Source organism: Pseudomonas sp. B1(2018) (assembly GCF_003097365.1).
Taxonomy (GTDB): domain Bacteria; phylum Pseudomonadota; class Gammaproteobacteria; order Pseudomonadales; family Pseudomonadaceae; genus Aquipseudomonas; species Aquipseudomonas laurylsulfatiphila.
The window spans coordinates 68,585-90,892 of sequence record NZ_PYUK01000021.1; the positions used below are offsets into that span (position 1 = coordinate 68,585).

General features: G+C 61.6%; 20 protein-coding genes. 9 read left to right on the top strand and 11 right to left on the bottom strand.

The window, feature by feature from the left end:
- Positions 1-31 precede the first annotated feature (31 nt).
- Complete coding sequence (locus C9422_RS26425) at positions 32-943, bottom strand: LysR family transcriptional regulator (RefSeq protein ID WP_116582712.1); 912 nt, start codon at positions 941-943, stop codon at positions 32-34.
- A gap of 130 nt (positions 944-1,073) precedes the next feature.
- Here C9422_RS26425 and C9422_RS26430 point away from each other — a divergent pair, with 130 nt between their 5' ends.
- Positions 1,074-1,904, top strand: coding sequence for an oxidoreductase (locus tag C9422_RS26430; RefSeq protein WP_116582713.1), 831 nt, complete (start codon positions 1,074-1,076; stop codon positions 1,902-1,904).
- A 62-nt stretch (positions 1,905-1,966) separates the two neighbouring features.
- Here the strand turns inward: C9422_RS26430 and C9422_RS26435 are convergent, their stop codons facing one another.
- The 5 genes from C9422_RS26435 to C9422_RS26455 all read right to left on the bottom strand — a co-directional run bounded on the left by C9422_RS26435 (position 1,967) and on the right by C9422_RS26455 (position 8,481).
- Positions 1,967-3,505 carry a DHA2 family efflux MFS transporter permease subunit gene (locus tag C9422_RS26435; RefSeq protein WP_116582714.1) on the bottom strand — a complete coding sequence of 513 codons (1,539 nt, stop codon included), beginning with the start codon at positions 3,503-3,505 and terminating at the stop codon, positions 1,967-1,969.
- Positions 3,498-4,571 carry an HlyD family secretion protein gene (locus tag C9422_RS26440; RefSeq protein ID WP_256590035.1) on the bottom strand — a complete coding sequence of 358 codons (1,074 nt, stop codon included), beginning with the start codon at positions 4,569-4,571 and terminating at the stop codon, positions 3,498-3,500. The genes C9422_RS26435 and C9422_RS26440 overlap by 8 nt, the downstream gene beginning before the upstream one ends.
- The gene (locus C9422_RS26445; RefSeq protein WP_116582715.1) at positions 4,568-5,029 is read right to left on the bottom strand and encodes a MarR family winged helix-turn-helix transcriptional regulator; all 462 of its coding nucleotides are present in this window, start codon (positions 5,027-5,029) and stop codon (positions 4,568-4,570) included. Before C9422_RS26445 ends, C9422_RS26440 begins: the two co-directional genes overlap by 4 nt.
- A gap of 384 nt (positions 5,030-5,413) precedes the next feature.
- On the bottom strand, positions 5,414-7,540 hold the full coding sequence (locus C9422_RS26450; RefSeq protein ID WP_116582716.1) for a TonB-dependent receptor domain-containing protein: 2,127 nt from the start codon (positions 7,538-7,540) through the stop codon (positions 5,414-5,416).
- Between the two features lie 176 nt (positions 7,541-7,716).
- The gene (locus tag C9422_RS26455) at positions 7,717-8,481 is read right to left on the bottom strand and encodes a sulfite exporter TauE/SafE family protein (protein WP_116582717.1); all 765 of its coding nucleotides are present in this window, start codon (positions 8,479-8,481) and stop codon (positions 7,717-7,719) included.
- A gap of 116 nt (positions 8,482-8,597) precedes the next feature.
- Here C9422_RS26455 and C9422_RS26460 point away from each other — a divergent pair, with 116 nt between their 5' ends.
- Positions 8,598-10,082, top strand: coding sequence for a PLP-dependent aminotransferase family protein (locus C9422_RS26460; protein WP_116582718.1), 1,485 nt, complete (start codon positions 8,598-8,600; stop codon positions 10,080-10,082).
- Positions 10,083-10,085: 3 nt separating this feature from the next.
- The gene (locus C9422_RS26465; RefSeq protein ID WP_116582719.1) at positions 10,086-10,613 is read left to right on the top strand and encodes a GNAT family N-acetyltransferase; all 528 of its coding nucleotides are present in this window, start codon (positions 10,086-10,088) and stop codon (positions 10,611-10,613) included.
- A 209-nt stretch (positions 10,614-10,822) separates the two neighbouring features.
- On the opposite strand, the gene C9422_RS26470 is transcribed toward C9422_RS26465, so the two are convergent.
- Both C9422_RS26470 and C9422_RS26475 read right to left on the bottom strand, forming a co-directional pair.
- Positions 10,823-12,562, bottom strand: a complete 1,740-nt coding sequence (locus C9422_RS26470; protein ID WP_116582720.1) for a dipeptidase — start codon at positions 12,560-12,562, stop codon at positions 10,823-10,825.
- A 160-nt stretch (positions 12,563-12,722) separates the two neighbouring features.
- Positions 12,723-13,022, bottom strand: coding sequence for a DUF4189 domain-containing protein (locus C9422_RS26475; RefSeq protein WP_116582721.1), 300 nt, complete (start codon positions 13,020-13,022; stop codon positions 12,723-12,725).
- Positions 13,023-13,226: 204 nt separating this feature from the next.
- Between C9422_RS26475 and C9422_RS26480 the strand changes: the two genes are divergently transcribed.
- From C9422_RS26480 to C9422_RS26490, 3 genes are all read left to right on the top strand, one after another.
- Positions 13,227-14,321, top strand: coding sequence for an alpha/beta fold hydrolase (locus C9422_RS26480; protein ID WP_116582722.1), 1,095 nt, complete (start codon positions 13,227-13,229; stop codon positions 14,319-14,321).
- A gap of 64 nt (positions 14,322-14,385) precedes the next feature.
- Positions 14,386-15,438: an alpha/beta hydrolase gene (locus C9422_RS26485; protein ID WP_116582723.1), complete on the top strand. Its 1,053-nt coding sequence runs from the start codon at positions 14,386-14,388 to the stop codon at positions 15,436-15,438.
- An 18-nt stretch (positions 15,439-15,456) separates the two neighbouring features.
- Positions 15,457-16,629, top strand: a complete 1,173-nt coding sequence (locus C9422_RS26490; RefSeq protein ID WP_116582724.1) for a carboxymuconolactone decarboxylase family protein — start codon at positions 15,457-15,459, stop codon at positions 16,627-16,629.
- On the opposite strand, the gene C9422_RS26495 is transcribed toward C9422_RS26490, so the two are convergent.
- Together C9422_RS26495 and C9422_RS26500 are read right to left on the bottom strand one after the other, a co-directional pair.
- Positions 16,617-17,510, bottom strand: a complete 894-nt coding sequence (locus C9422_RS26495) for a LysR family transcriptional regulator (protein ID WP_116582725.1) — start codon at positions 17,508-17,510, stop codon at positions 16,617-16,619. The two genes, C9422_RS26490 and C9422_RS26495, sit on opposite strands and share 13 nt — an antisense overlap.
- Positions 17,511-17,798: 288 nt before the next feature.
- Positions 17,799-18,716: a LysR family transcriptional regulator gene (locus C9422_RS26500; RefSeq protein ID WP_116582726.1), complete on the bottom strand. Its 918-nt coding sequence runs from the start codon at positions 18,714-18,716 to the stop codon at positions 17,799-17,801.
- A gap of 252 nt (positions 18,717-18,968) precedes the next feature.
- On the opposite strand from C9422_RS26500, the gene C9422_RS26505 reads away from it, so the two are divergent.
- A complete protein-coding gene (locus C9422_RS26505; RefSeq protein ID WP_116582727.1) occupies positions 18,969-19,733 on the top strand; it encodes an SDR family NAD(P)-dependent oxidoreductase in 765 nt (254 codons plus the stop codon).
- A gap of 44 nt (positions 19,734-19,777) precedes the next feature.
- On the opposite strand, the gene C9422_RS26510 is transcribed toward C9422_RS26505, so the two are convergent.
- Complete coding sequence (locus C9422_RS26510) at positions 19,778-20,680, bottom strand: helix-turn-helix domain-containing protein (RefSeq protein ID WP_116582728.1); 903 nt, start codon at positions 20,678-20,680, stop codon at positions 19,778-19,780.
- A gap of 153 nt (positions 20,681-20,833) precedes the next feature.
- Here C9422_RS26510 and C9422_RS26515 point away from each other — a divergent pair, with 153 nt between their 5' ends.
- On the top strand, positions 20,834-21,274 hold the full coding sequence (locus tag C9422_RS26515; RefSeq protein WP_116582729.1) for a DoxX family protein: 441 nt from the start codon (positions 20,834-20,836) through the stop codon (positions 21,272-21,274).
- 75 nt (positions 21,275-21,349) lie between these two features.
- A complete protein-coding gene (locus tag C9422_RS26520) occupies positions 21,350-22,273 on the top strand; it encodes an NADP-dependent oxidoreductase (protein ID WP_116582730.1) in 924 nt (307 codons plus the stop codon).
- Positions 22,274-22,308 lie beyond the last annotated feature (35 nt).

Consider the following 22,308-nt stretch of genomic DNA (forward strand, 5'->3'; position numbering starts at 1 on the left):
CCTTGAGGGACGAGGTGAGGTTACAAAAAGCTTAGTCGTCGCGGGCGGTGGCGTGTCGAGCCGTACAGGCAAAGTCGATGAAGGCCTTGAGCGCTGCGGGCACATGACGGCGGCTGGGGTAATACAGGTGCAGGCCCGGGTAAAAGGGGCACCAATCGGCCAGCACCTGGATCAGGCGGCCATCGGCCAGGTACGCGGTGACCATGTCCTCGAACACGTAGGCCAGCCCCACACCCTGCAGTGCCGGGCCGATCATCAGGCTGACATCGCCGAGCGTGAGCGGGCCGCTGACGTCGATTTCCTGGGTGATCGCGCCGCGTTCGAATTCCCAGCGGTACAGCGAGCCGCTGGGGAAGCGATGGCGGATGCACGGGACGCCATGCAAGTCCTCGGGTTTTTGGGGGGCGGCATGTCGCTCGAAGAATGCCGGCGAGCCCACGACTACCGAGCGCATGTTCGGTCCGACAGGCCGCGAGACCATGTCGGCTTCCAGACGGTTGCCAAAACGTACCCCCGCATCAAAACCCCCAGCCACCACGTCGACCAAGGCGTCGCTTTCAACGATCTCAAGGCGGATATCCGGATACTCCTTGAGGAACCGGCTGACGATCGGCAAGAGCACCAGCTCACAGGCCTGTCGACCTGCTGTCATGCGCAGGTTCCCTGAGGGCTTGTCACGAAAGCTATTGAGGTCTTCCAAGGCATCATCGATGTCCCGGAAGGCTGGTTTCAGCCGTGCGAAAAGGCGTTCCCCGGCGTCGGTCAGCGCCACGCTGCGCGTCGTGCGATTGAACAGGCGTACGCCCAGGCGATTCTCCAGCGCTCGCAATGAGTGACTGAGTGCCGAGGGCGTCAGACCCAGTTCGACCGCTGCCCGGCTGAAGTTCAGGTGCCGGGCGATGCACAGGAAGATCGACAGGTCGGCGGTGGAGGGGGATTTCATTTATGAGCACCATTCACAAAGGCATGCAAAATTGCTGGGATTATCACATCAGTAGCACAGCCTTAAAGTGGCATCAACTCATCGAGAAGGCCCGGCAACAACGCTCGGGTCGCTGACAGGAGGAGTTGAAATGCGTACCTGGTTCATTACTGGCGCTTCCCGTGGTTTTGGCACCCTCATCGCAGAACACGCCCTGCGTGCCGGCGACGCTGTGATTGCCACCGCTCGTCAACCACAAGACATCACTGACCGCTTGGGCGATCACCCGAACCTGCTCGCCGTGCGGCTGGACGTCACCCGCGAGGAAGAGGCACATCAGGCGGTCGCCGAGGGCATCAAGCGTTTCGGGCGCATTGATGTGCTGATCAACAATGCCGGCTTCGGCGTGCTGGGCGCGGTGGAAGAGACCAGCGCCAGCGAAACCCAGCGCCTGTTCGCCACCAACGTGTTCGGCGTGCTCAACGTCACCCGCGCGGTACTGCCGCACATGCGTCGCCAGCGTAGCGGTCATGTGATCAATATCTCGTCGATCGGCGGCTATCAGGCCTACATGGGCTGGGGCGTCTACGGTTCCACCAAGTTTGCGGTGGAGGGCATTACCGAAGCGCTGCATCAGGAGCTGGCGCCGCTGGGCATCCATGCGACGGTTGTCGAACCCGGGTTCTTCCGCACCGACTTCCTGGACGAGCAGTCGCTGATCAAGACCGCCCTGGAACTGCCGGACTACGAGGAAACCGTCGGCAAGATGCGCCAGTTTGCCGAAGGCGCCAACCATGCGCAGCCTGGGGATCCGGTGAAGTTTGCCGAAGCGATGCTCGCGCTGGTCAACGCGCCGAAACCGCCACAACGCCTGGCGCTGGGCAGCGACACCGTGGCACGCATCGAGGCGAAAAACCGCTTTGTGGAGGCTGAGTTGAGCGAATGGAAAGCGTTGGCGCTGTCCACCGACTTCGAGGTCTGACGCGGCGCCAGTGGCGCAAGAACCGGGCGGGCCCCGGTTTTTGCGTTTGTGAAGATCGGTCTTTACTCCATCACGGGGGCCGGCGCTTCGTTGGCCTGGGTCTTCGGGGTCTTGATAATCAGCAACAACGGCATGACCGCCAGTGACAACAGCATCAGCAGCTTGAAGTCGTCGACGTAGGCGATCCAGCTGGCTTGTACATTGACCAGCGCGTCCAGGGCGGCGCGGCCGGAGGCGGCCATCGGGTCCAGGTAGTTCTTGATCGACCCTGCGTCGAAGGCGCGGTTGAAGGGCGTGACGTAGGCGCCGATCTGCTCGTGGTTGGCCTGGATGTTCTGGGTCAGCAGCACGGTGACGATGGATATCCCGACACTGGACCCGACGTTGCGCGACAGGCTGTAAAGCCCGGTGCCTTCGGCGCGCAAGGAGGCGGGCAGGGTCGCGAAGGCAACTGTGGTCAATGGCACGAACAGCATGCCCAGGCTGGTGCCCTGGATGAAGCCGACCCAGATGACGGTTTGCATCGACACATCCGGCGTCCAGCCGGTCATCAGCCCCATCGACAGGGCTGACAAGCCCAGGCCAATCAGCAGTAACAGGCGGGTATCGACTTTGCCCAACAGGCGGCCGGCGAGGAACATGGTCAGCATCGTGCCCAGGCCGCGGGGGCCCATCACCATGCCGGCGGTCAGCACCGGATAACCCATCAGGGTTTGCAGGTAAGGGGTCATCAGCGCCAGTGAGGCCAGGTAGGTGATGCCGACGATAAAGATAAACACGACGCTGATCGAAAAGTTGCGGTCCTTGAACAGCTGCGGGCTGATGAATGGTCTGTCGGTGGTGAAGGTGTGGACCAGAAATACATACAAGGCGACAGCGGCCACTATGGCTTCGACGAGGATTTCACCGGAAGCGAACCAGCCCAGTTGTTCGCCCCGGTCGAGAAACAGTTGCAGGGCCATGATCGCCACGCTCAGCGAGCCGAAGCCGAGCCAGTCCAGGCGGCTCGAGGTGTCGGTGGTGGTTTCGCTGACGTAATAGACGATCCCGGCCAGCGCGAGCATACCGATGGGCAAATTGATGAAGAACACCCAGCGCCAACTGAAATTTTCCGTCAGCCAGCCGCCGAGCATCGGCCCCAGCACCGGACCGACCATCACCGATACGCCGAACAGCGCCATGGCTGAACCGCGTTCCTTGAGGCTGTAGATGTCCAGCAGAATGCCCTGGGACAGCGGCACCAGCGCCGCGCCCGCCAGGCCCTGCAGCAGGCGGGCGAGGATGATTTCTTCCAGCGATTGCGCCAGGCCGCACAGGATCGACGAGACCACGAAGCCGACAATCGCCCACAGCAGCACGCGTTTGCGCCCGAAGCGCCGGGCCAGGAAAGCCGACGGCGGGGTCATGATTGCGGCGGCAACGATGTAGGACGTCAGCACCCAGTTGATCTGGTCCGAACTGGCCGAGATGCTGCCTTGCATGTAGGGCAGGGCGACGTTGGCGATGGTGGTGTCGAGCGCCTGCATGATCACCGCCAGCACGACGCAGGCGGTGATCATCCCGCGATGGGCCACCGGTTCGGTCGGCGCCGGGTTACTCATGAGCCAGGGCCGGGGCCTTGCTCGCCAGCAGCCCCGAGAACAGGTGCGGCAGGCCGCGGGCCGAGCCGGTGTCGATCTCGGCCTGCACACTCATGCCGGTGCGCAGCGGCGGTTTTTCCCCGGCATCATCGATGCTGATGCGCACGGGAATCCGTTGCACGACCTTGACCCAGTTGCCCGTGGTGTTTTGCGCGGGCAGCAGCGAGAAGCTTGAACCCGACGCCGGGCTGATGCTGTCGACGGTGCCGTGCCACTGCACGCCGGGGTAGCTGTCGACGCTGATCTGGACGGGTTGACCGGGTTTCATGTGGGTCAGCTCGGTTTCCTTGGGGGACGCAGCGACCCACAGGCGATCGGCCGACACCAGGCTGATGCCCGACTGGGGTGGCTGCAGGTAGGAACCGACCTGCAGCGAATCGACGTTGGTCACGACACCGTCGAACGAAGCCCTGACCACCGAGTTGTCCAGGTTGCGCCGGGCTTCGTCGACGGCGGCCTGGGCAATCAGATAGGTGGACTGTTGCTCGACGGGGGTGTCGATGGTTCCGCCCAGTTGTGCCAGCACCATTTGCGCCGTGGCCCTGGCCACCGTGATTTTCTGCCGGGTGCTGTCCAGCGCGTGCTTGGCATCGTCGTAGTTGGTTTTGGAAACCGCAGAGACGCTGAGCAGGGTTTGCTGGCGCTGGAAGCTGGCCTGGTAGTAGGCGAGGTCGATTTGCGCCTGGTCGATCTCGGCCTGCGCTTGCCTGTAATTGGCCTGGAGATTGAGGATCTGATTGCGCACGTTATTCAACTGCGCCCTGGCACTGGCCAGCGCAATCTCAAAGGGCTCGGGCTTCAGGGTGAACAGGACCTGACCCTTGACGACCCGCTGGTTGTCCTTGACCTCCACCGAGGCGACCAGCCCCGAGACATCGGTCGAGACGCCGACATGATCGGCCTGAATGTAGGCGTTGTCGGTGGAAATGATCTGCCCGCCGGTGACATACAGGTAACCGCCGACCACCAGCGCGATGGGTAACAAAGCAAAGAGCGTGGTGCGCACGAACTGGCGTCTTTCAATCATGACGACGACTCCGACTCTTCGACGGGAAGACTGCAGGCTTCGATCAGATTCGACCTCATCCGCTTCATCATCTGCAGCAGCAGTTGTTCCTCCTCGGCAGAGAATCCGCGGGTGGCTTCCTGGCGAGTCGTCCGGCCCATGTCGCGCATGAGTTCCAGGAGCGGGTGGGCCTGTTCCGTCAAGAACAGCAGGGACAGGCGCCGGTCCGTGGGGTGACGACGTCGCTCGACCAAACCGCGCTCGGCCATCTTGTCCAGCAGGCGCACGAGGGTGATCGACTCCAGTTCCAGCAGGTCCGCGAGCCCCTTCTGATGGATGCCTTCATGGGTCGACAACATGGCCAGCACTTGCCACTGCGAGCGAGTGAGGCCCACATGCCGCGCGCGTTGCTCGAACCGCTTGCGCATCAGCCGGGCGCTGTCATGCAGGGCAAAACCAAGGGTCAATATGTCGGTCATGGTGAAGTCTGCTGCGGAGTAGTTAGCTCATCATAGTTGAGCTTGTAATTAGTCAGCTATCTATATTTGCCGAATAATCAAGGTGAATCGATTCCGTGAACAACCAACACCCCTTGTAGGAGCTGCCGCAGGCTGCGATCTTTTGATCTTGATTTGGGCTCGTTAAAAGTCAAAAGATCGCAGCCTGCGGCAGCTCCTACACGAAAGGTCAGGTGCGCATCCGTTGACCAGCACTGGGATGCCCCAGAGCGCCGTTTTTTTACCTCTGCCATACACCCCTGTAGGAGCTGCCGCAGGCTGCGATCTCTTGATCTTGATTTGGGCTCGTTAAAAGTCAAAAGATCGCAGCCTGCGGCAGCTACAAGGTCCGTGTAGAGGTTTATCTCAGAGCAGGCTCCACGACACCCCGACGTACATCGCCATGCCCTCGCCGGGTGTGGAGCGTGCCGCGTCCAGCCCTTTGTCGTCGTAGCCTGGCGTGACGGTGGCGGCATAGTGCTTGTCGGTCAGGTTGCGCAGGTCCAGCCAGGTCTGCCAGTCGCCCTTGGGCGCGTTGTAGCCCAGGGTCGCGCCGAATATGGCGTAGGGATCGGCGTAGTAGCTGTTGGCGTAATCGACCGCCACCTTGGACACCCATTGCGTGTTGACCGCGGCGAAGAAGCCTTGCGGCCAGTCGTAGCGCAGTTCGCCCTGGTAATAGTGCATCGGCAGGCCCGGCAGGCGGTTGTCGCCGAAGCGGTCATCGTCGCGGAAGTGGAAGTCACTGAAGGTGTAGCTCTGGCGCAGGCTCAACTGGCCGCCATCGCCCGGCGACCAGAGCGGGCTCAGCAGGCTGGCTTCGACGCCCTGGTGCACGGTGGGGCTGGCGTTGAGCTCGTACGGTGTGGTGGCATTGGCGTCCGGCAACACCGAGAGTAACTCGTGGTGCACCTGGGCGTAGTACCAGGCCAGGCTCCACTGGCCCAGGGTGCTGTCACCGCGACCACCGATTTCCAGGGTGGTCGCGGTCTGGTTTTGCAGCTTGACCGGATCGCGCTGGGCGCCTGTGGCAGGGCCGCTGCCGGCGGGGAAGCGAATGTTGGAGCTATAGATCAGCGACCAGGGGTGCGGCGCCTCGACCGAGCGACTGAGATTGCCGAACAGTTGCAGGTCAGGTGTCAGTTGGTAGCGCAAGCCCACGCGCGGGGCATAGTCCCAGTCGTGCAGGCTGGTCTTGCCGCCTTCCTGCGGATAGGTGACGTCGCTTTCACGGCGGGTGTAGATGGCGGCCATGCCGGTGGTCAGCCACAGGTCGTCGGCGATCTCCAGGTCGTTGCCGACATGCAGGACCGTGTCCGAGCCCTGGTAGGTGAAGTTGCGCATCAGCGTGCCCGGTGCATAACCGGCGGTGTTGCCGGTGGGGATGCGCACGAACTCGCTGGCCCCTGAGTTGGGCAGGTGTTTGGTCACCCGCAGGCCCAGGGTGCTCTGGCTTTGCAGGCCCCAGAGGGTGTCGCGGCGCTTGTAGTCGAACGTGCCGCTGACGTCCGTGTACGCCACCTTCAGGCGGTTGGGCCCCTCACGCAAGTCCATGGGGTAGTCGTGGTAGACCAGGCCGGTCTGGATGCTCGAATCGTCATCGAGGTACCAGGTGGTCTTGTTGCCGATAAAGGTGCTGCCGGGCTCGTCGCGGCGGTCGTCCCGCGCCACGTAAGCGGGGTTGGCCGCCCGTGGATCGTGCTCGATGGAGTGCTTGGTCACCCGTCCCGCGAGGTCGTTGTCGGTCTGGCGGTGGCGCAGGTAGAAGCGCGTTTCCAGGTTCGGGTTGAAGCGATAACCGAAGTTGGCGATCACGCCCTGGCTCTCGCTGGCCGTGTGGTCCTGGTAGCCGTCGGCGTTTGCGTCGGTCATGGCCACGTAGTAATCGAAGTCACCCAGCACCTGTCCGGAACTGACCTGACGCTGCTGATACCCGTGACTGCCCGTTGCGTAGCGTACCTGCAACTTTGGCGCGTTGTAGCCGGTATGGCTGACGTAATCGATGGCCCCGCCCAAGGCCAGGGCACCGCGGTCGAAACCGTTGGCGCCGCGCAACACTTCCACATGGTCGAGCCACAGCGGTTCCAGCAGTTCATAGGGCGTGCCGCCAGGGCCGGTCAGCGGCAGACCGTCGAGCATGGTGTACAGCCCCGAGGCATGGGCACCCGGTGCACGGTTGATGCCCGATCCGCGGATCGAGATCTTCACCCCCTCATTGCCCGCCGACTGGGCATAGATCCCGGGCTGATAAGCCAGCACATCCTGGTTACTCGCCACACGGCCCTGCAGCGGACGGCGCATGTCGACCACATTGGTACCGCCGGGTACCTGGGCCAGCCGGGCCCTGGCGTCCTCGATCCCCTGGTCTTCGTCACTCTGGTCTTCGGCCCCGATCAGCACTTGCCCCAGTTCAAGGCCCTGAGCCTCGGTCATGGCCGGACAAACAAGGGCCAGGCCCAGCAGCGCGGCGGGCAAGGAATTAGGCGAGGGCATTGGGGAAACTCCAGACGTACAGGGAACGGACAATGAACAGTGCGACGCAAGAATGAACGAAGGGAACACATGGCAATTTGGTTTTTTGCCCACCGGATATTTCCAGTGGCGTTGACGCCACTGCAATGCCCGAGTCCGGGTCAGGCTGAGCAATACGTTCAGATGGCGGGACAGTCTCAGGCGATGTAGCCGCCGATGCCATCCCAAAGCAGCTTCACGGCGGTGACCACCAGCAAGCCGTAACAGGCGCGGTACATCTGGCGTTGATCCAGTCTGGCGTGCAGCCGCCAGCCAAGCCAGACACCGCTGGGAACGGCGAGCAGGCAAATGAGCATCAGGCTCAGCACGTTTCCCGTGGGCTTGGCCAGCAGCAGCCAGGGCACCGCCTTGAGGAGATTGCCCACCGTGAAGAACAGGCTGGTGGTGCCGGCATAGAGTTGCTTGCTCAGACCCAGCGGCAACAGGTACATCGCCAAGGGTGGTCCACCTGAATGCGCGACCATGGTCGTGATGCCCGAGGTGACACCCGCGGCCACCGCCTTGGGCGATGAGCGCGGACGTACGCTGACTTCTCCACCGGCCTTGAACCAGAGGCCGACAAAAATCAGTGTGATCGCTGCCATCACAATGGCGACTGCGCGGTGGTCCATCACGCGAAAGAGCCAATAGCCGACGCCAATGCCGACGACCAGGCCGGGGACCAGCAAACGAAGGTCCGGTTTTGACCAGGTGGACGGCTTCCAGTAGCGCAGGCCGAACAGGTCCATGGCGATGAACAGCGGCGCGAGCAGTCCGCCGGCGGTGATCGGGTCCATCACCAGCGACAGCAGCGGAATGCCGACAATGGCAAAGCCGCCGCCGAACGCGCCTTTCATGAAGCAGATCAGAAAGACCCCGGCGAAGGTGACAAGGAGTGTGGTGGCGGTCAGTTCCAGTTCCAAGAGGCGGTCTCCTTGCAGTGGTCGGTTGAAAATGGGGATTTCATTCCGGGTGGCCGGGTATTCATAATGTCGACCACGACCTGCTTCACAGAAAGTGCCAGTTTTGAGGTTTTTCCATGGGCCAGTTTTCAGATGGGCCGGATGCATCCTTGCGCGGTGTGCAGCGCCGTATCTATGCCAGGCTGCGGGCGCAGATCGAAGAGGGCACGCTCGCAGCGGGTACGAAGCTGATGTCGACCAGGGCACTGGCGGCCGAGCTCGGCGTGTCGCGAACCACGGTGACGGCGGCGTACGAGCAACTGGCAGCCGAGGGCTTTGTCGCGACATCGACGGGTAAGGCTGCCACGGTCGCGAGCATGATCATTCCCTCGTCCGGGCACGCCAGGGGGAACGCGGTGCGGCACAAAGCGCTACCACCTGCGCTTTCCCTGTACGGGCAGCGCGTTGCCGACCTGAAGCCCTACAGCATGGCATCGCCGGGTGCGCGCATCGATTTCCGCTACGGTTCGGTCGCTTCAAGGGACTTTCCGGCCCTGGGCTGGCAGCGTGCCTATCGTGCCGAACTGGTCAAGCGCCAGCCGAGCCTTGCGTATGGGCAGCCCGAAGGGGAGGCGCGTTTGCGCAGCGCCCTGCAAGGCTATCTGCAACGGGCACGAGGCCTGACGTGCGATGCGGAGCAAATCCTCGTCGTGCATGGCTCGCAGCAGGGACTTGACCTGTGTGCCCGACTGTTATTGAACCCCGGCGATGGGTTCGTCTTCGAGGAACCGGGTTACCGCATGGCCAGATATTGCTTTGAGGCGGTGGGCGCCGTGGCGCTGCCCCTGTCCGTCGACACCTTTGGGCTAAATACCGGCGCTCTGCCGGAAGATGATCACGTGCGCCTGGCCTATGTGACGCCGTCGCACCAGTTTCCCATGGGGGCGGTGCTGCCTGTCGCGCGTCGCCTGGAACTGCTGGGATGGGCGAGTCGACATCGTGCGTGGATCATTGAGGACGATTACGGCGGCGAGTTTCGTTACGGTCAGCGACCCATCGACGCGCTGCAATCGATGGACACGCAAGCCCGCGTCATTTATGTCGGGACCTTCTCCAAGGCACTTTCACCGCAACTGAGGTTGGGCTATCTGGTGCTGCCACGGGAGTTGGTGCATGTTTTCCGTGAAGCCAAACGGCTGACCGATCGTCACTCACCGCGCTGGGAGCAAAACGTGCTCGCCTCGTTGATCGAGAGTGGCACTTATGAGCGCCACGTACGCCGTCTGCGCCGGGACAATGAGCTGCGGCGAAGGGCTTTGCTGGAGGCCGTCGAGCAATATCTGGCGGGGCGCGGGCAACTGGTCGGCATGGCGGCGGGCCTGCATGGCGTGCTGCTGTTATCGGCACTGCGCGCTCAGGATGAGCCCAGGCTACAGGCGCTGGCGCTCGAACGCGGGGTTGGCGTTTATCCGCTCTCGCCGCTGTTTGCCGAACCCTCGTGCGCAGAGCATGAGCGACCCGCAGGACTCATTCTGGGCTATGCCGGCCTGACACCGCAGCAAGTTCATGACGGGGTCCGCATTCTTGCTGCCGTGATTCGGGACGTCGAGGAGAAAAGCTGACTCATGCCTGCACACATTCGCCTGGCTGTACCCGATGATGCACCGTTGTTGCCGCCTGTTGAGCGTTGCGCCGCTCAGGCATTCCGCTCGATCGATGAGCTGGGTTGGCTGGCGGACGCTGCCACCATGACAGTCGATCGTCACAGGCAGTTGATCGCGTTATCGACTTGCTGGGTGGCTGTCGATGCGCAAGCTCGGCCCATGGGTTTCCTGAGTGCAGAACGCCACGGCAGCGATCTTCATATCCATGAACTGTCGGTCAAACAGTCCGTGCAAGGGCAGGGCTGGGGACGAAGACTGGTTGAAACGGCGATGGAATATGCACGCTTGAATCAGCTGGCTTGTGTCACGCTGACGACCTTCACACAGGTGCCGTGGAACGCGCCCTTTTACCGGCGGCTGGGGTTTGAGGTCACCGCTGGTGCAACGCTGGGCAAGCGCCTTGCAGACATCCTGGCACAAGAGTACGGCTGCGGTTTTGAGCCCGAGAGCCGCTGCGCCATGTCGTGGCGGGTACCCCGGGTTCCGTAGCCGGGATCAAACCGGACCTGCCGGGAGGGCGGGTCCGAAGGGAGATTTTCTTCACACATTCCCGAAAAACTGTAGGAGCCAGCCTGCTGGCGATGGACTCACGTGCGCCGCGTTTATCCGGCTAACACGCGTTATCGTTGACGACCATCGCTGGCAAGCCAGCTCCCACAAAGGGACCGCGTCCGAGTCCAAATCAGGGAAAGAACCGATCAAAGCGTCGGCAATTGCCCGATGCGGCCCATCATCTCGGTCACGATCTGCAAGTCCAGGAGGAACTGCTCGGTCGTCTTGAACTCGTTGTCGTTGTGACCGGTGTACTTGACGTCCGGCATGGCCAGGCCGAATTGCACGCCGTTCGGCAACTCATGCACGGACGTGGCGCCGGCGGAGGTGCCGAACTTGTGTTCCATGCCGAGGTTTTCGCTGGCCACCGCGAGCAGGGCCTTGACCCATTCACCCTCGGGGTTGCGGTACATCGGTTCGGCAATCGACAGGTCGAAGGTCGGCGCGATCCCGGTCTTCTTGCTCCAGGCGTTCAGCTTTGCGCCGATTTCGGACTTGAGCGCTTCTGGCGTCTTGCCCTTCGGCACGCGCAGGTTGACGGCGAGTTTGAAGGCTTTGTCATCCATCCCGACATAGGTCAGGGACGTGGTCAGCGGGCCCATGAACTCATCGGCAAAACCGACCCCCAGCTTGCCACCCAGGTAGTCCAGCCCCCAGTTGTCGGCGGCGTAGCGGGCAGCGTCGGTGAACTGGTTGTGCTTGAGCGCGACCTTGCCGTCGAGGCTATTGATGAAGTCGAGCATCCTGGCCACCGGGTTGACGCCGGACTCGGGCTCGGAGGAGTGGGCGGAAACGCCGGTGACCGTCAGTTTGACGTCCTTGCCGTCGACCTTGGCGGCCAATTCGAAGTTGCCGCCATTTTGCTTGGCGTACTCAGTGCCGGCCTTTTGCAGGCCGGCAGCCAGTTCGGCGGGCTTGTCGGTCACCAGGGTCGCGACCGATGTCGACGGAATCTGGTTGGTGGCCAGGCCGCCGGTCATCGAAATGATTTCTGCGCCTTTGCCCTCGCCAGCACGCTTGGCGAAGCTCGCCATGACGGTGCCGTAGCCTTTCTCTGCGATCACCACCGGGTAGCCGCCATCCAGCGCCAGGTTGTAGTTGGGCGTCGGGTTGCGCTCGAAGTAGTAGGGGATGGCATCACCGGTGGTTTCTTCGGTGGTGTCGACCAGCAGCTTGAAGTTGCGCGCCAGCGGCAGTTGCTCCTCCTTGATGATCTTCATGGCGTAGAGCGCCACCACGATGCCGTTCTTGTCATCTTCGGTGCCGCGGCCATACATTCGATCGCCGACCAGGGTGACCTTGAACGGATCGAGGCGGGTGCCGTCCTGCAGCACCCAGTTCTCCGGCGTCACCGGCACCACATCGGCATGGGCGTGAATGCCCACGACTTCATCGCCCTTGCCTTCGAGGGAGATCTCGTACACGCGGTTGTCGATGTTGCGAAAGTTCAGGTTGAACGCCTGGGCGAGGCCCTTGATCTTCTCGGCGATCTTGAGGAATTCGGGGTTGTCGTGCTGGTCAACGCCGTCCACGCGCACGGTCGGAATGGCCACCAGTTCCTTCAAGGTTTCGGTGGCCGCACTGCCGTATTTCACCCGGGCGTAAAGACCGAGCAAACGATGGATTTCGTTCTGCTGCTCAGCGGACAGCGTCTTGTTGCCGAGGAAGGCACTGATGGCCGGGCCGAGATCATCGGTTTTGGCGACATCGCTCTTGGCCAGGGTTTGCAGGAACTGGCGGAAATCCTTGACCGAAGCATCATTGAACGTCTTGAGGATGATCGCGTTCTGTTGCGGTGTGATGTTGGCGTGGGCAACGCTGGTGAACGACGAAAGGCTGGCGAGCATCAGGGTGGTCGCAGCCAGGTGCTTGAATGAAAAATCCATTGCTGGGGGCATTCCTTTGCAGGCGGGTTGTAAGAAATATCTGATCGTCTGATCAGAAACATTTCAAAACTAACACCATGCGCGTGTGAAACGGGAGCCCCTGAAGTGGGATCTGTCGCACAGAAATGCAAAAGCGACGCAGAAACGAAAAACCGCTCTATCAGTGTTTGCATTCCGCCAACACCACCTGGCAGGTATTCGGCGTGCCGCCCGATCGGCCGGCATAGCGGATGCAGTTATTCAGGGATTTCTGGCGAGCCATGTTCAGCGTGTCGCCCCAGGCGAGGCCACCTTCGCCGACAGTGGGGAGGGCTTTTGCATAGCAGGCTGAGCCGGTGTTCGAGGCTGAATAGCGAGCCGTGTTGGTTTTGCCTGAGCATCCGGCTGTCAGCGCCAGATTGGCGGCGAGCAGGGAAAGCAGGAGCCATGACGAGCCTTGGCGTGCAGTCTGTCCCGTCATTCCGGTTCCCCTGTATCAAGAGGCGATCAAGGTCGTGTCTATTCAGATTAGGCCTCTTTCAGGGCATCCTCCACCTTCGGCTGGACCTGTCTCAATCAATAGAATTATGTGTTTTTGGTATTACTGCTATCCGATTGGGTCTATTCATTAATTAATGCCTGGGCGGTAGTTTGCCTCTCTGCGATTATACGTCGAGAGCCACTCATGACCCGGGATTCCATCCGCAAGTACGCACATGCCGCCGTCAGGGCGGGCACGTTCTGTCTCACCCTGACTGGCGGGGCGCTCGTGGAAGCTGCCGAGCGCAGCCCGCTGATCATCAAGGATCAAGGAAGCCTGATTGCCGGCGGGGGACTGATCACCCAGCCGGGTCGCTTTGATCCTTACAAACCGCTGATGCCTGACGGCCAGACCTACCATGGCGACCATGTGTATGCGTTCTATCAGGTACCGGTCGATGCGCACCCCTTGCCCATCGTCATGTGGCATGGCGCAGGGCAATCGGCGAAGTCCTGGGAAACCACGGCCGATGGCCGCGAAGGCTTCCAGAACATCTTCCTGCGGCGCGGGTTCTCCACCTACCTGATTGACCAACCGCGCCGTGGCGATGCGGGGCGCAGCCTGGTGGAAACGACGATCAAGCCAGTGCCGGACGAGCAACTGTGGTTCAACCAGTTCCGCATCGGACAGTGGCCCGAAACCTTCGAGGGCAGTCAGTTCCCCCGTGGGCCGCAGGCGCTGGAGCAATTCTTCCGTTCGATGACACCCAACACCGGCCCTTATGACATTGAAGTCGCCTCCGATGGCGTATCCGCGCTGTTGGACAAGACCGGGCCCGCCATCCTGTTCACCCACTCTCAGGGCGGTGGACCCGGTTGGATGACCGCGATCAAGAGCCAACAGGTGCGGGGCATCGTCGCGTTCGAGCCGGGTAGCAGCTTCGTGTTTCCCGAAGGCGAGGTGCCGGCGCCGATTCCCAGCGCGTTCGACACACTCTCGGCGCAGGTCGTATCGAAGGCGCAGTTCGCAGCGCTGACGCACATCCCCATCCTGATCATCTACGGCGACAACATCCCCGACAAGCCGGTTCGTTTACCGGCACAGGACAGCTGGCGTGCCCGGCTCGAGATGGCGCGACTGTGGCGTGACACCGTGAACCGCCATGGCGGCGACGTGCGGCTCATTCACTTGCCGGAGATCGGTATCAGGGGCAACAGCCACTTCCCGTTTTCGGACTTGAACAACGTCGAGATCGCGGACCTGGTTTCGCAGTTTCTCGCCGAGAAAAACCTCGATTGATACCGAGCAGGGCAATCGCTGCCGCACACCCTTGGAAACTGGAATAGTCAGGAGTATTCACAAGATGCGAACCACGCTGAAGGCCACACTCATGGCCGCCATGATCGGCATGTCGGGCGTTGACGCCGAGGCCGCAGACTACAAACACAATCCCTACACCTTGACCTACGCAGGCGCGCTGGTGAAGAACGAGCCGGGCAAGGTCAACATCCATCCGGTCACCTACAGACTCAACGGCCTGGACATCGCCGCCAACGTCTACACCCCGGCCAATTATGACGCGACGAAGCAATACCCGGCCGTCGTCGTGGCGCATCCCAATGGCGGGGTGAAGGAGCAGGTCGCCGGCCTGTATGCCCAGCGCCTGGCCGATCAGGGCTACATCACGATCACGGCGGATGCGGCGTATCAGGGGGCCAGCGGTGGCGAGCCGCGCAACATCGACAAGCCCGCGTACCGCATCGAGGACATCCATGGCATGGCGGACTTCATCGCCCGCTATCCGGGCGTCGACAGCGCGCGACTGGGCTTGCTCGGTATCTGCGGCGGCGGGGGGTATTCATTGAAGGCGGCGCAATCCGACAAGCGCTTCCAGTCGATCGCGACCTTGAGCATGTTCAACTCCGGGCTGGTGCGTCGCAATGGCTACCGGGACTCGCAACTGTCGACGATCCAGGAGCGCTTGCAACAGGCTTCGGCCGCCCGCGCGCAGGAAGCGGCGGGCGGGGAGGTGCTCTACGTCGGCGACGCCAGACTGACCGATGAACAGATCGCCGGACTGCCATTCGATCTGTATCGGCAGGGTTTCGAGTATTACGGCAAGACCCACGCCCATCCGAACTCGACCTTCCGCTACACCCAGAGCAGCCTGCTGGACCTGATGAGCTTCGATGCCACTGACCAGATCGAGCTGATCGACCAACCCTTGCTGATGATCGCCGGCAGCAAGGCCGACAGCCTGTACATGTCGGAGCAGGCGTTCGCCAAGGCCAGTGGGACCGGGGACAAGAAACTGTTCACGATCGATGGCGCGACCCATATCGAAACCTATTGGGTGCCTGAGTATGTGGACGTCGCCATTGGCCAGTTGAACGCGTTCTACGCCAGAACACTCTGACTCGAGGGATCCTTCATCATGAAAAACACGCTTTTTGGCATCGCGGTGTGCGCCGCGGCGCCTTTTGCCGGCGCAGCAGGGGCCGACAGTGTCAGTGAGTCCAGGGCCGCCCAGCAGATCAGTCGGGCAGGCAGCCAGGCTTCGGTCGCCGGCCCGGCGGATTATTTCACCGGGCAGGTGCGCGTCGATCCGTTGTTTCCTGCCACGGGCGAGAACAATGCATCCGGTGCCTACGTCACCTTCGAGCCGGGCGCGCGTTCGGCCTGGCACACCCATCCTGCCGGCCAGCGATTGGTGGTGACCTCCGGTGTCGGCCTGACGCAAGAATGGGGCAAGCCCGTGCAGGAAATCCATCCAGGCGATGTGATTGTCTGCCCGCCGGGCGTCAAGCACTGGCATGGTGCCGCTGCGACGAGCCGCATGACGCACTTGGCCGTGACCGGTTCGGTAGAGGGCAAAAGCGTGCAATGGCTGGAGAAGGTCACCGATGCCCAGTACAGCGCCCAGCGTTCTGTTGCGCCGCAATCCTTGCCTGCTACGCAACCCGTTTCCGAGACATTGTCCGCCAGGCAGCAGGCCATCCCGCTGATTGCCGCCGCCATGGCCACGAGCAATATTCCCCGACTCAACGCGGCCCTTAACCAGGGGCTTGATGCGGGGCTGACGGTCAGCGAGGCGAAGGAAATACTGGTGCAGCTCTACGCCTACAGCGGTTTTCCGCGCAGCCTCAATGCCCTTGGCGAGTTGATGAACGTGGTCCAGGCACGCAAACAGGGGGGTATCGAGGATGTTGCGGGGCGCGAGCCCGGTCGCACCATTCCCGTCGGCGATGAGTTGCTGGCGGTTGGCAAGGCCAACCAGACGCGTATTGCCGGGGCGCCTGTCCAGGGGCCGCTGTTCGACTTCGTCCCTGTCATCAATCAGTACCTGCAAACGCATCTGTTCGGCGACATTTTCGAGCGCGACAACCTTGACTGGCAAAGTCGGGAGCTGGCGACCGTCGCGGCGCTGGCCGCCACGCCGGGCGTAGAGTCACAACTGCGCTCGCACATGGCCGCCAGCCTGCGGGTCGGCCTGACTGTCGGGCAATTACGTCAGTTGACCCGGCTACTGGCCGATCAGGGGGATGCTGAAGCCGCCAAGCGCGCCGCCGAGGCGCTGGACGCCACTCAGGCCAATCAGCCCGGATAGCGCAAGGCCTCGCGCAGCAGGGTAAAGGCCGGCGAGCTCTGCCGCCGGCTCGGGTAATAGAGGTGGTAGCCAGAGAACGGCTCGCACCAGTCCGTGAGCACGCGGATCAACCGGCCCTGCGCGACATGCTCCTGCACCTGGTCTTCCGGCATGTAGGCCAGGCCCAACCCCTGCAGGGCGGCCTGCAGGCGCATGGCAATGTTGTTGAACACCAGTTGGCCCTCGACGCGGACGTTCACTGGCTGGCCATTCTTCTCGAACTCCCACGAATACAGCCCACCGTGAGTTGGCATGCGCAAAGTGATGCAATTGTGCTGCATCAGATCGATCGGGACGACGGGCTTTGAATATCGGGCGAAATACGCGGGGGAGCCGACCACCGCCATGCGCATGTCGGGGCCGATGCGCATGGCGATCATGTCCTTGGCGACCTGCTCACCCAACCGTACGCCAGCGTCGAAGCCTTCGGCCACTATGTCGGTAAAGCCGTAGTCGACGATGATTTCGATGTTGAGGTCAGGATAGTCCGGCAGCAATTTGGCCAGTACGGGGTGCAGAACCGTGATCGCTGCATGCTCGCCGGCCGTGATCCGCAATTTGCCCGCCGGCTTGTCGCGGAACGCGCTGAGCAGGGCCAGTTCGTTGTCGATCTCTTCGAACCTGGGGGCGATCACCCGCAGCAGATGCTCGCCGGCTTCAGTCGGCGAAACGCTGCGCGTGGTGCGAGACAGCAACCGGACACCCAGTCGATCCTCCAGCTGGCGCATGGCGCGGCTCAAGGCCGGCTGCGACATACCCAGCCTGGCGGCGGCACGGGTGAAACTGCGCTCCTGTGCCACGGCCGAGAAGATCGCCAGTTGGTCGTAGCTTTCGACGGTCATTGATTCGCACCTGTTATGAACCGGTTGCGATTATGCCATCTGAAGTGAGTAATGGTGTTGCCCTGGAACGTTCACGGTCTGGTCAAAAAATGGTCCATCACGTAATTCCGGGAAATTGTAGGAGCTGCCGAAGGCTGCGATCTTTTGATCTTGATCTTCAGCAATCTCCAGATCGCAAAAGCAAGATCAAAAGATCGTCCGAACGCGGCCCGAGCCTTCGGCAGCTCCTACAGATATTTCGTAATCTGTGTTCCCCCGGGATTTCCAGAAAATCGACAAGTTCCATCCTCAAGCCGATGCCGCCTGCGCCGAGCCTTGTTGGACGAAGCGGTCAATCAACCATCGCGCCGCCGGCCCCGGTGGCAGATCCGTGCGGTAGATGACGTCGAAGGAATATTGGCCGCTTTTGTATTCCGGAATGTTCAGTTGCACGAGTCGGCCGCTCTGCAGATCTTCCTGGACCATCGGGGCTGGCATGTTGCCCCAGCCGATGCCTTCACGCAGCAGCATGTGTTTGGCGCCCAGGTCCGCCAGCCGCCAGGTGCGGTTGCTGAGCACGGCGAAATCCTTGTCCTTGGTCAGCACCGAACGGTCGGACAGCACCAGTTGCGTGAACTCTCGCCCGGCGCCCGGAGCATTCGAGTCGCTCGATGCCAATGGATGATTCGGGGCGGCCACCGGAATCAGCTCGACACTGCCGACGCCCATTCTTTCGATACCGTCGATGCCTTCATTCATGGGCCCACTGACGCCGATGATCGCGCCACGGTTGATCACCAGCTCAGTGACGGCGCCGAGGGCTTCCATATGCAAGTGCAGGGCAACGGTCGGGAATTCTTCGCGAAAGGACTTGAGTGCGTCCACCACCCGGTCGGGGGGAAGCATCACATCGAGTACCACGTGAACCTCGGCTTCGAGCCCCTGGAGCAGGCCCTTCACTTTGGCGCGCAATCCATGAATACCGTTGGCGATGGTCCTGGCTTCGGCCAGCACGGTGCGGCCGGCATCGGTGAGCTGGGGTTTGCGGGTGGTCTGACGGTCAAACAGCGACACGCCGAGCTGCATTTCCAGGTTGGCGATCGAGTAACTGATGACCGAGGTGGCCCGGTGCAGTTTTCTGGCCGCCGCGGCAAAACTGCCGACTTCCACGACCGTCAGGAACACGCGCAGCTGGTCCAGTGTCGGTGTTCCGGGGTCAGAGATCATGCCAATTTCCTCGAACGTAATGGCCAATATTATCCCGGTACATCGTATAGCGTCATGCATCCGCCCGGTGTGCTGGAAAAATGAAACACCAGGCAGATAAGCGCAAAACCGCGACAGGTTGAACAAGGCTCCTAAAGAGTGGCGAACCGTGATCGGCGACAGTTGAGTCGTCGAAAGCGACACCCCGCATACGTTCAGGCGTATGCGCAGCGGCTGGAATGGTTCAGCTGCTCTCTTGCCAGGAGAAACGAGATGACTGATTTTATTGCTACCCCCAACGAGATCGCCGGCAAAGTCGTGATTGTCACGGGCGCCGCCAGCGGTATCGGCCGTGCCATCGCCGAGCTGTTCCATGCCCGTGGCGCCAAGGTCATTGCCGAAGACATCAACCCTGAAGTGAACGCCCTCGAGCGTCCGGGCCTGGTGCCATTCGTGGCCGACATCACGGTCGATGGCTCGGCGGAAAAAGCGGTTGCCCTGGCCGTTCAACACTTCGGCAAGCTCGATGTGCTGGTCAACAACGCGGGGCGGATCATCTACAAGCCTCTGGTCGAGATGACGCGCGAGGATTGGAGCTGGCAGATGGAGACCAACGTGACGGGTGCGTTCCTCCATTCCCGTGAAGCGGCGAAGGAAATGATGAAGCGAAAGTCAGGCGCCATCGTCAACATCGCGTCCTATGCCTCTTACTTCGCGTTCCCGGGCATCGCGGCCTATACCGCATCGAAAGGGGCTCTGGCTCAACTGACCCGAACCCAGGCCCTGGAAGCGATAGAGCACGGTATTCGGGTCAACGCGATTGGCGTGGGCGACGTGGTCACCAATCTGCTCAATCACTTCATGGAAGATGGCCCGGGCTTCCTGCAAGAGCACGGCAAGTCGGCACCGATCGGCCGTGCGGCTTCGCCCGATGAAATCGCCGAGATCGTGGCGTTCCTGGCCTCCGAGCGCGCGAGTTTCATTGTCGGCTCGGTGGTCATGGCCGATGGCGGCATGAGCATTCCCGTGGGCAGTTGATTGGCCGGTTGTAGTTGCGGCATGGCGTGCGCCGTGCCGCGTTTTCATTTGCGGTAATGACTGGGCGGGACGCCGACCTCCCGTTTGAATGTCTGGGAAAAATGGCTGGCGCTGCTGTAGCCGACCTCAAGTCCCGCATCGATGATGCTCATGTCGGTTTCGATCAGCAGTTGCCTGGCCTTGGTCATTCTCAGCCGGATGAAGTAGCGCGAGGGTGAAAGCCCCGTGGCGCGTTTGAACAGGCGGCTGAAGTGGTACTCGCTCATCCCGGCTGCGTCGGCCAGATCCCCCAGGCAAAACGTCTCACCCAGCGACGCCTCCATCGCAGTCACCGCACGCTTGAGCTTGAAGGCCGGCAGGGCGTTGCGCTGAACGATGTTATCGGCTTGCGCATCCAGATAATGGCGCGCCAGGTGTACGGCGATGCACTGGGCGATGCCTTGCATCAGCAGCGGGCTGGTTTCTCCCCGAGATTGCAGTTCGACTCTGAATTGTTCGAACAACAACGACAAAGTCTCGTCACGCCCCCCGGATATTTCACGCAGACAAATCGAACCCGTGACGTGTTTGCCGGTTTCCTGGATCGCTCGTTCCAGCAGGGGCAGGCCGAGGTAAATGTGCATCACTACAAAGGGTTCCGCACTGGTCACTTGCCAGCGCATTTCGTAGGGCATGGCGCTGGTGGTGAGGAAAAAATCCCCCTGTGTCACTTCACTCGCCCGCCACGCTTCGCCTGCCTCCCGTTCCTCAATGGTGGCGCTCCCGGAAAGTACCCAGACAATCAGCGGCTCAGCCACGGCGGGAACGACAACGCTTTGCTCGATGCGCTCGCGGGTAAAGATCTGCACCAGCACATCGTTGGAAAAAACCTCGTCGGAGGCGGCCAGGCGCTGACCGCGAATGTGGGCCTCCAGGCCTGTTGCAGACGTTCGCTCAGCGGTTTGCACGATTGAGCTCCCTTTCGATGGGGGGATTATCTTGTCTATTTTATCGAATCTAATGATCTAAATTAGTCGTCTATTCAGATGAGCTGTCCAGGAGCAACATTTCCTCAACAGGGCGGTTCATGTCGAATCGCACCCCATTGAAGGAAATGCCTCATGACGACTTCCGCAAACATCGCTCATTCCGCCACCGCTGAACAGAGCCGTTCCGACGTCACCCAGGCTTCGGCCTCGTTGATCGGCCGCGTACTGCTCAGCGCAATCTTCATCCTCTCCGGTTTTTCGAAACTGGCCGCTCCGGCCATGATGGTCGGCTACATCGGCTCAGTCGGTCTTCCGCTTCCGCAATTGGCGCTGGCGCTGGCGATCGTCGTTGAAATCGGTGGTGGCCTGGCACTGATCGCCGGTTACCGCACCCGCACCGTTGCCGCTGTACTGGCCGTGTTCAGCGTGTTTACCGCACTGGCCTTCCATAACGCCCTGGGCGATCAAAACCAGTTCATTCACTTCTTCAAGAACATCGCGATGGCGGGTGGCCTGTTGCAGGTCGTGGCCTTCGGTGCCGGTCGTTTCAGCCTCGACGCTCGCCGTCGTTGATAGCCCCGCGCTGCGAAGGCCAGCCCCTCGCAGCGCAATGTTCTTCTCCCTTCTTTTTCGATAGTCGAGACCTCCATGAAAGCCATACGCGTGTACGAATACGGCAGCCCTGAAGTTTTACGTCTGGAAGACATTGCCGACCCGGTGGCCGGTGTCGGTGAAGTACTGATCGATGTCGCCGGAGCCGGAGTTAACCCGATTGACTGGAAGATCCTCTCCGGTGCCATGAAAGCGTTCATCCCTTTGCCGCTGCCCTTTACCCCGGGGGTTGAAGTGGCCGGTACCGTGATCGCGCTGGGGCAGGGCGTCACTGAGTTCAGCCTCGGCGATGAAGTGTTCGGCTTCATCAACATCGTCGGGGGTTATGCGAGCAAAGCCGTCGCCCAGGTTGCAAAACTGGCGCTGAAACCCACATCACTCAGTGCCTTGCAGGCCAGCGCTGTCCCCGCCACGGCCCTGACGGCCTGGCAGGCCCTGACCGAACACGCGGGTGTGCAACGTCGACAGAAAGTGTTGATCCACGCCGCGGCCGGGGGCGTGGGCAGCATGGCCGTGCAGATGGCCAAGTACCTGGGGGCTGAAGTCTACGCAACGGCCTCCGCGCACAATCACGCTTACCTGAAAGACCTCGGCGCTGATTACACCATCGACTACAGGACCCAGGCATTCGAAGAGCTGGTGTCCGGTGTCGATGTGGTACTGGACCTGGTGGGCGGCGACACACAGACCCGTTCCTTTGCGGTGCTGAAAAAACACGGCGTGCTGGTATCGCCCGTGAGCCTGCCGAACATGTCGCTGGCCAACGACTACGGTGTGACCCCGGCCAACTTTGCCACCCGCTCCGATGGCCGGCAGCTTTCGCTGATTGCCGAACTGTTCGACAAGGGACACCTCAGGGTCGACGTCGAGGCATTCCCGTTGAGTGAGGCGAAAGTGGCGATCGAGAAAAGCATGGGCCGGCATTTACAGGGCAGGCTTGTCCTCGACGCAACGAAGTAAGGTGTTCCCCGACAGGATCAGGCAAGTTGTCAGAA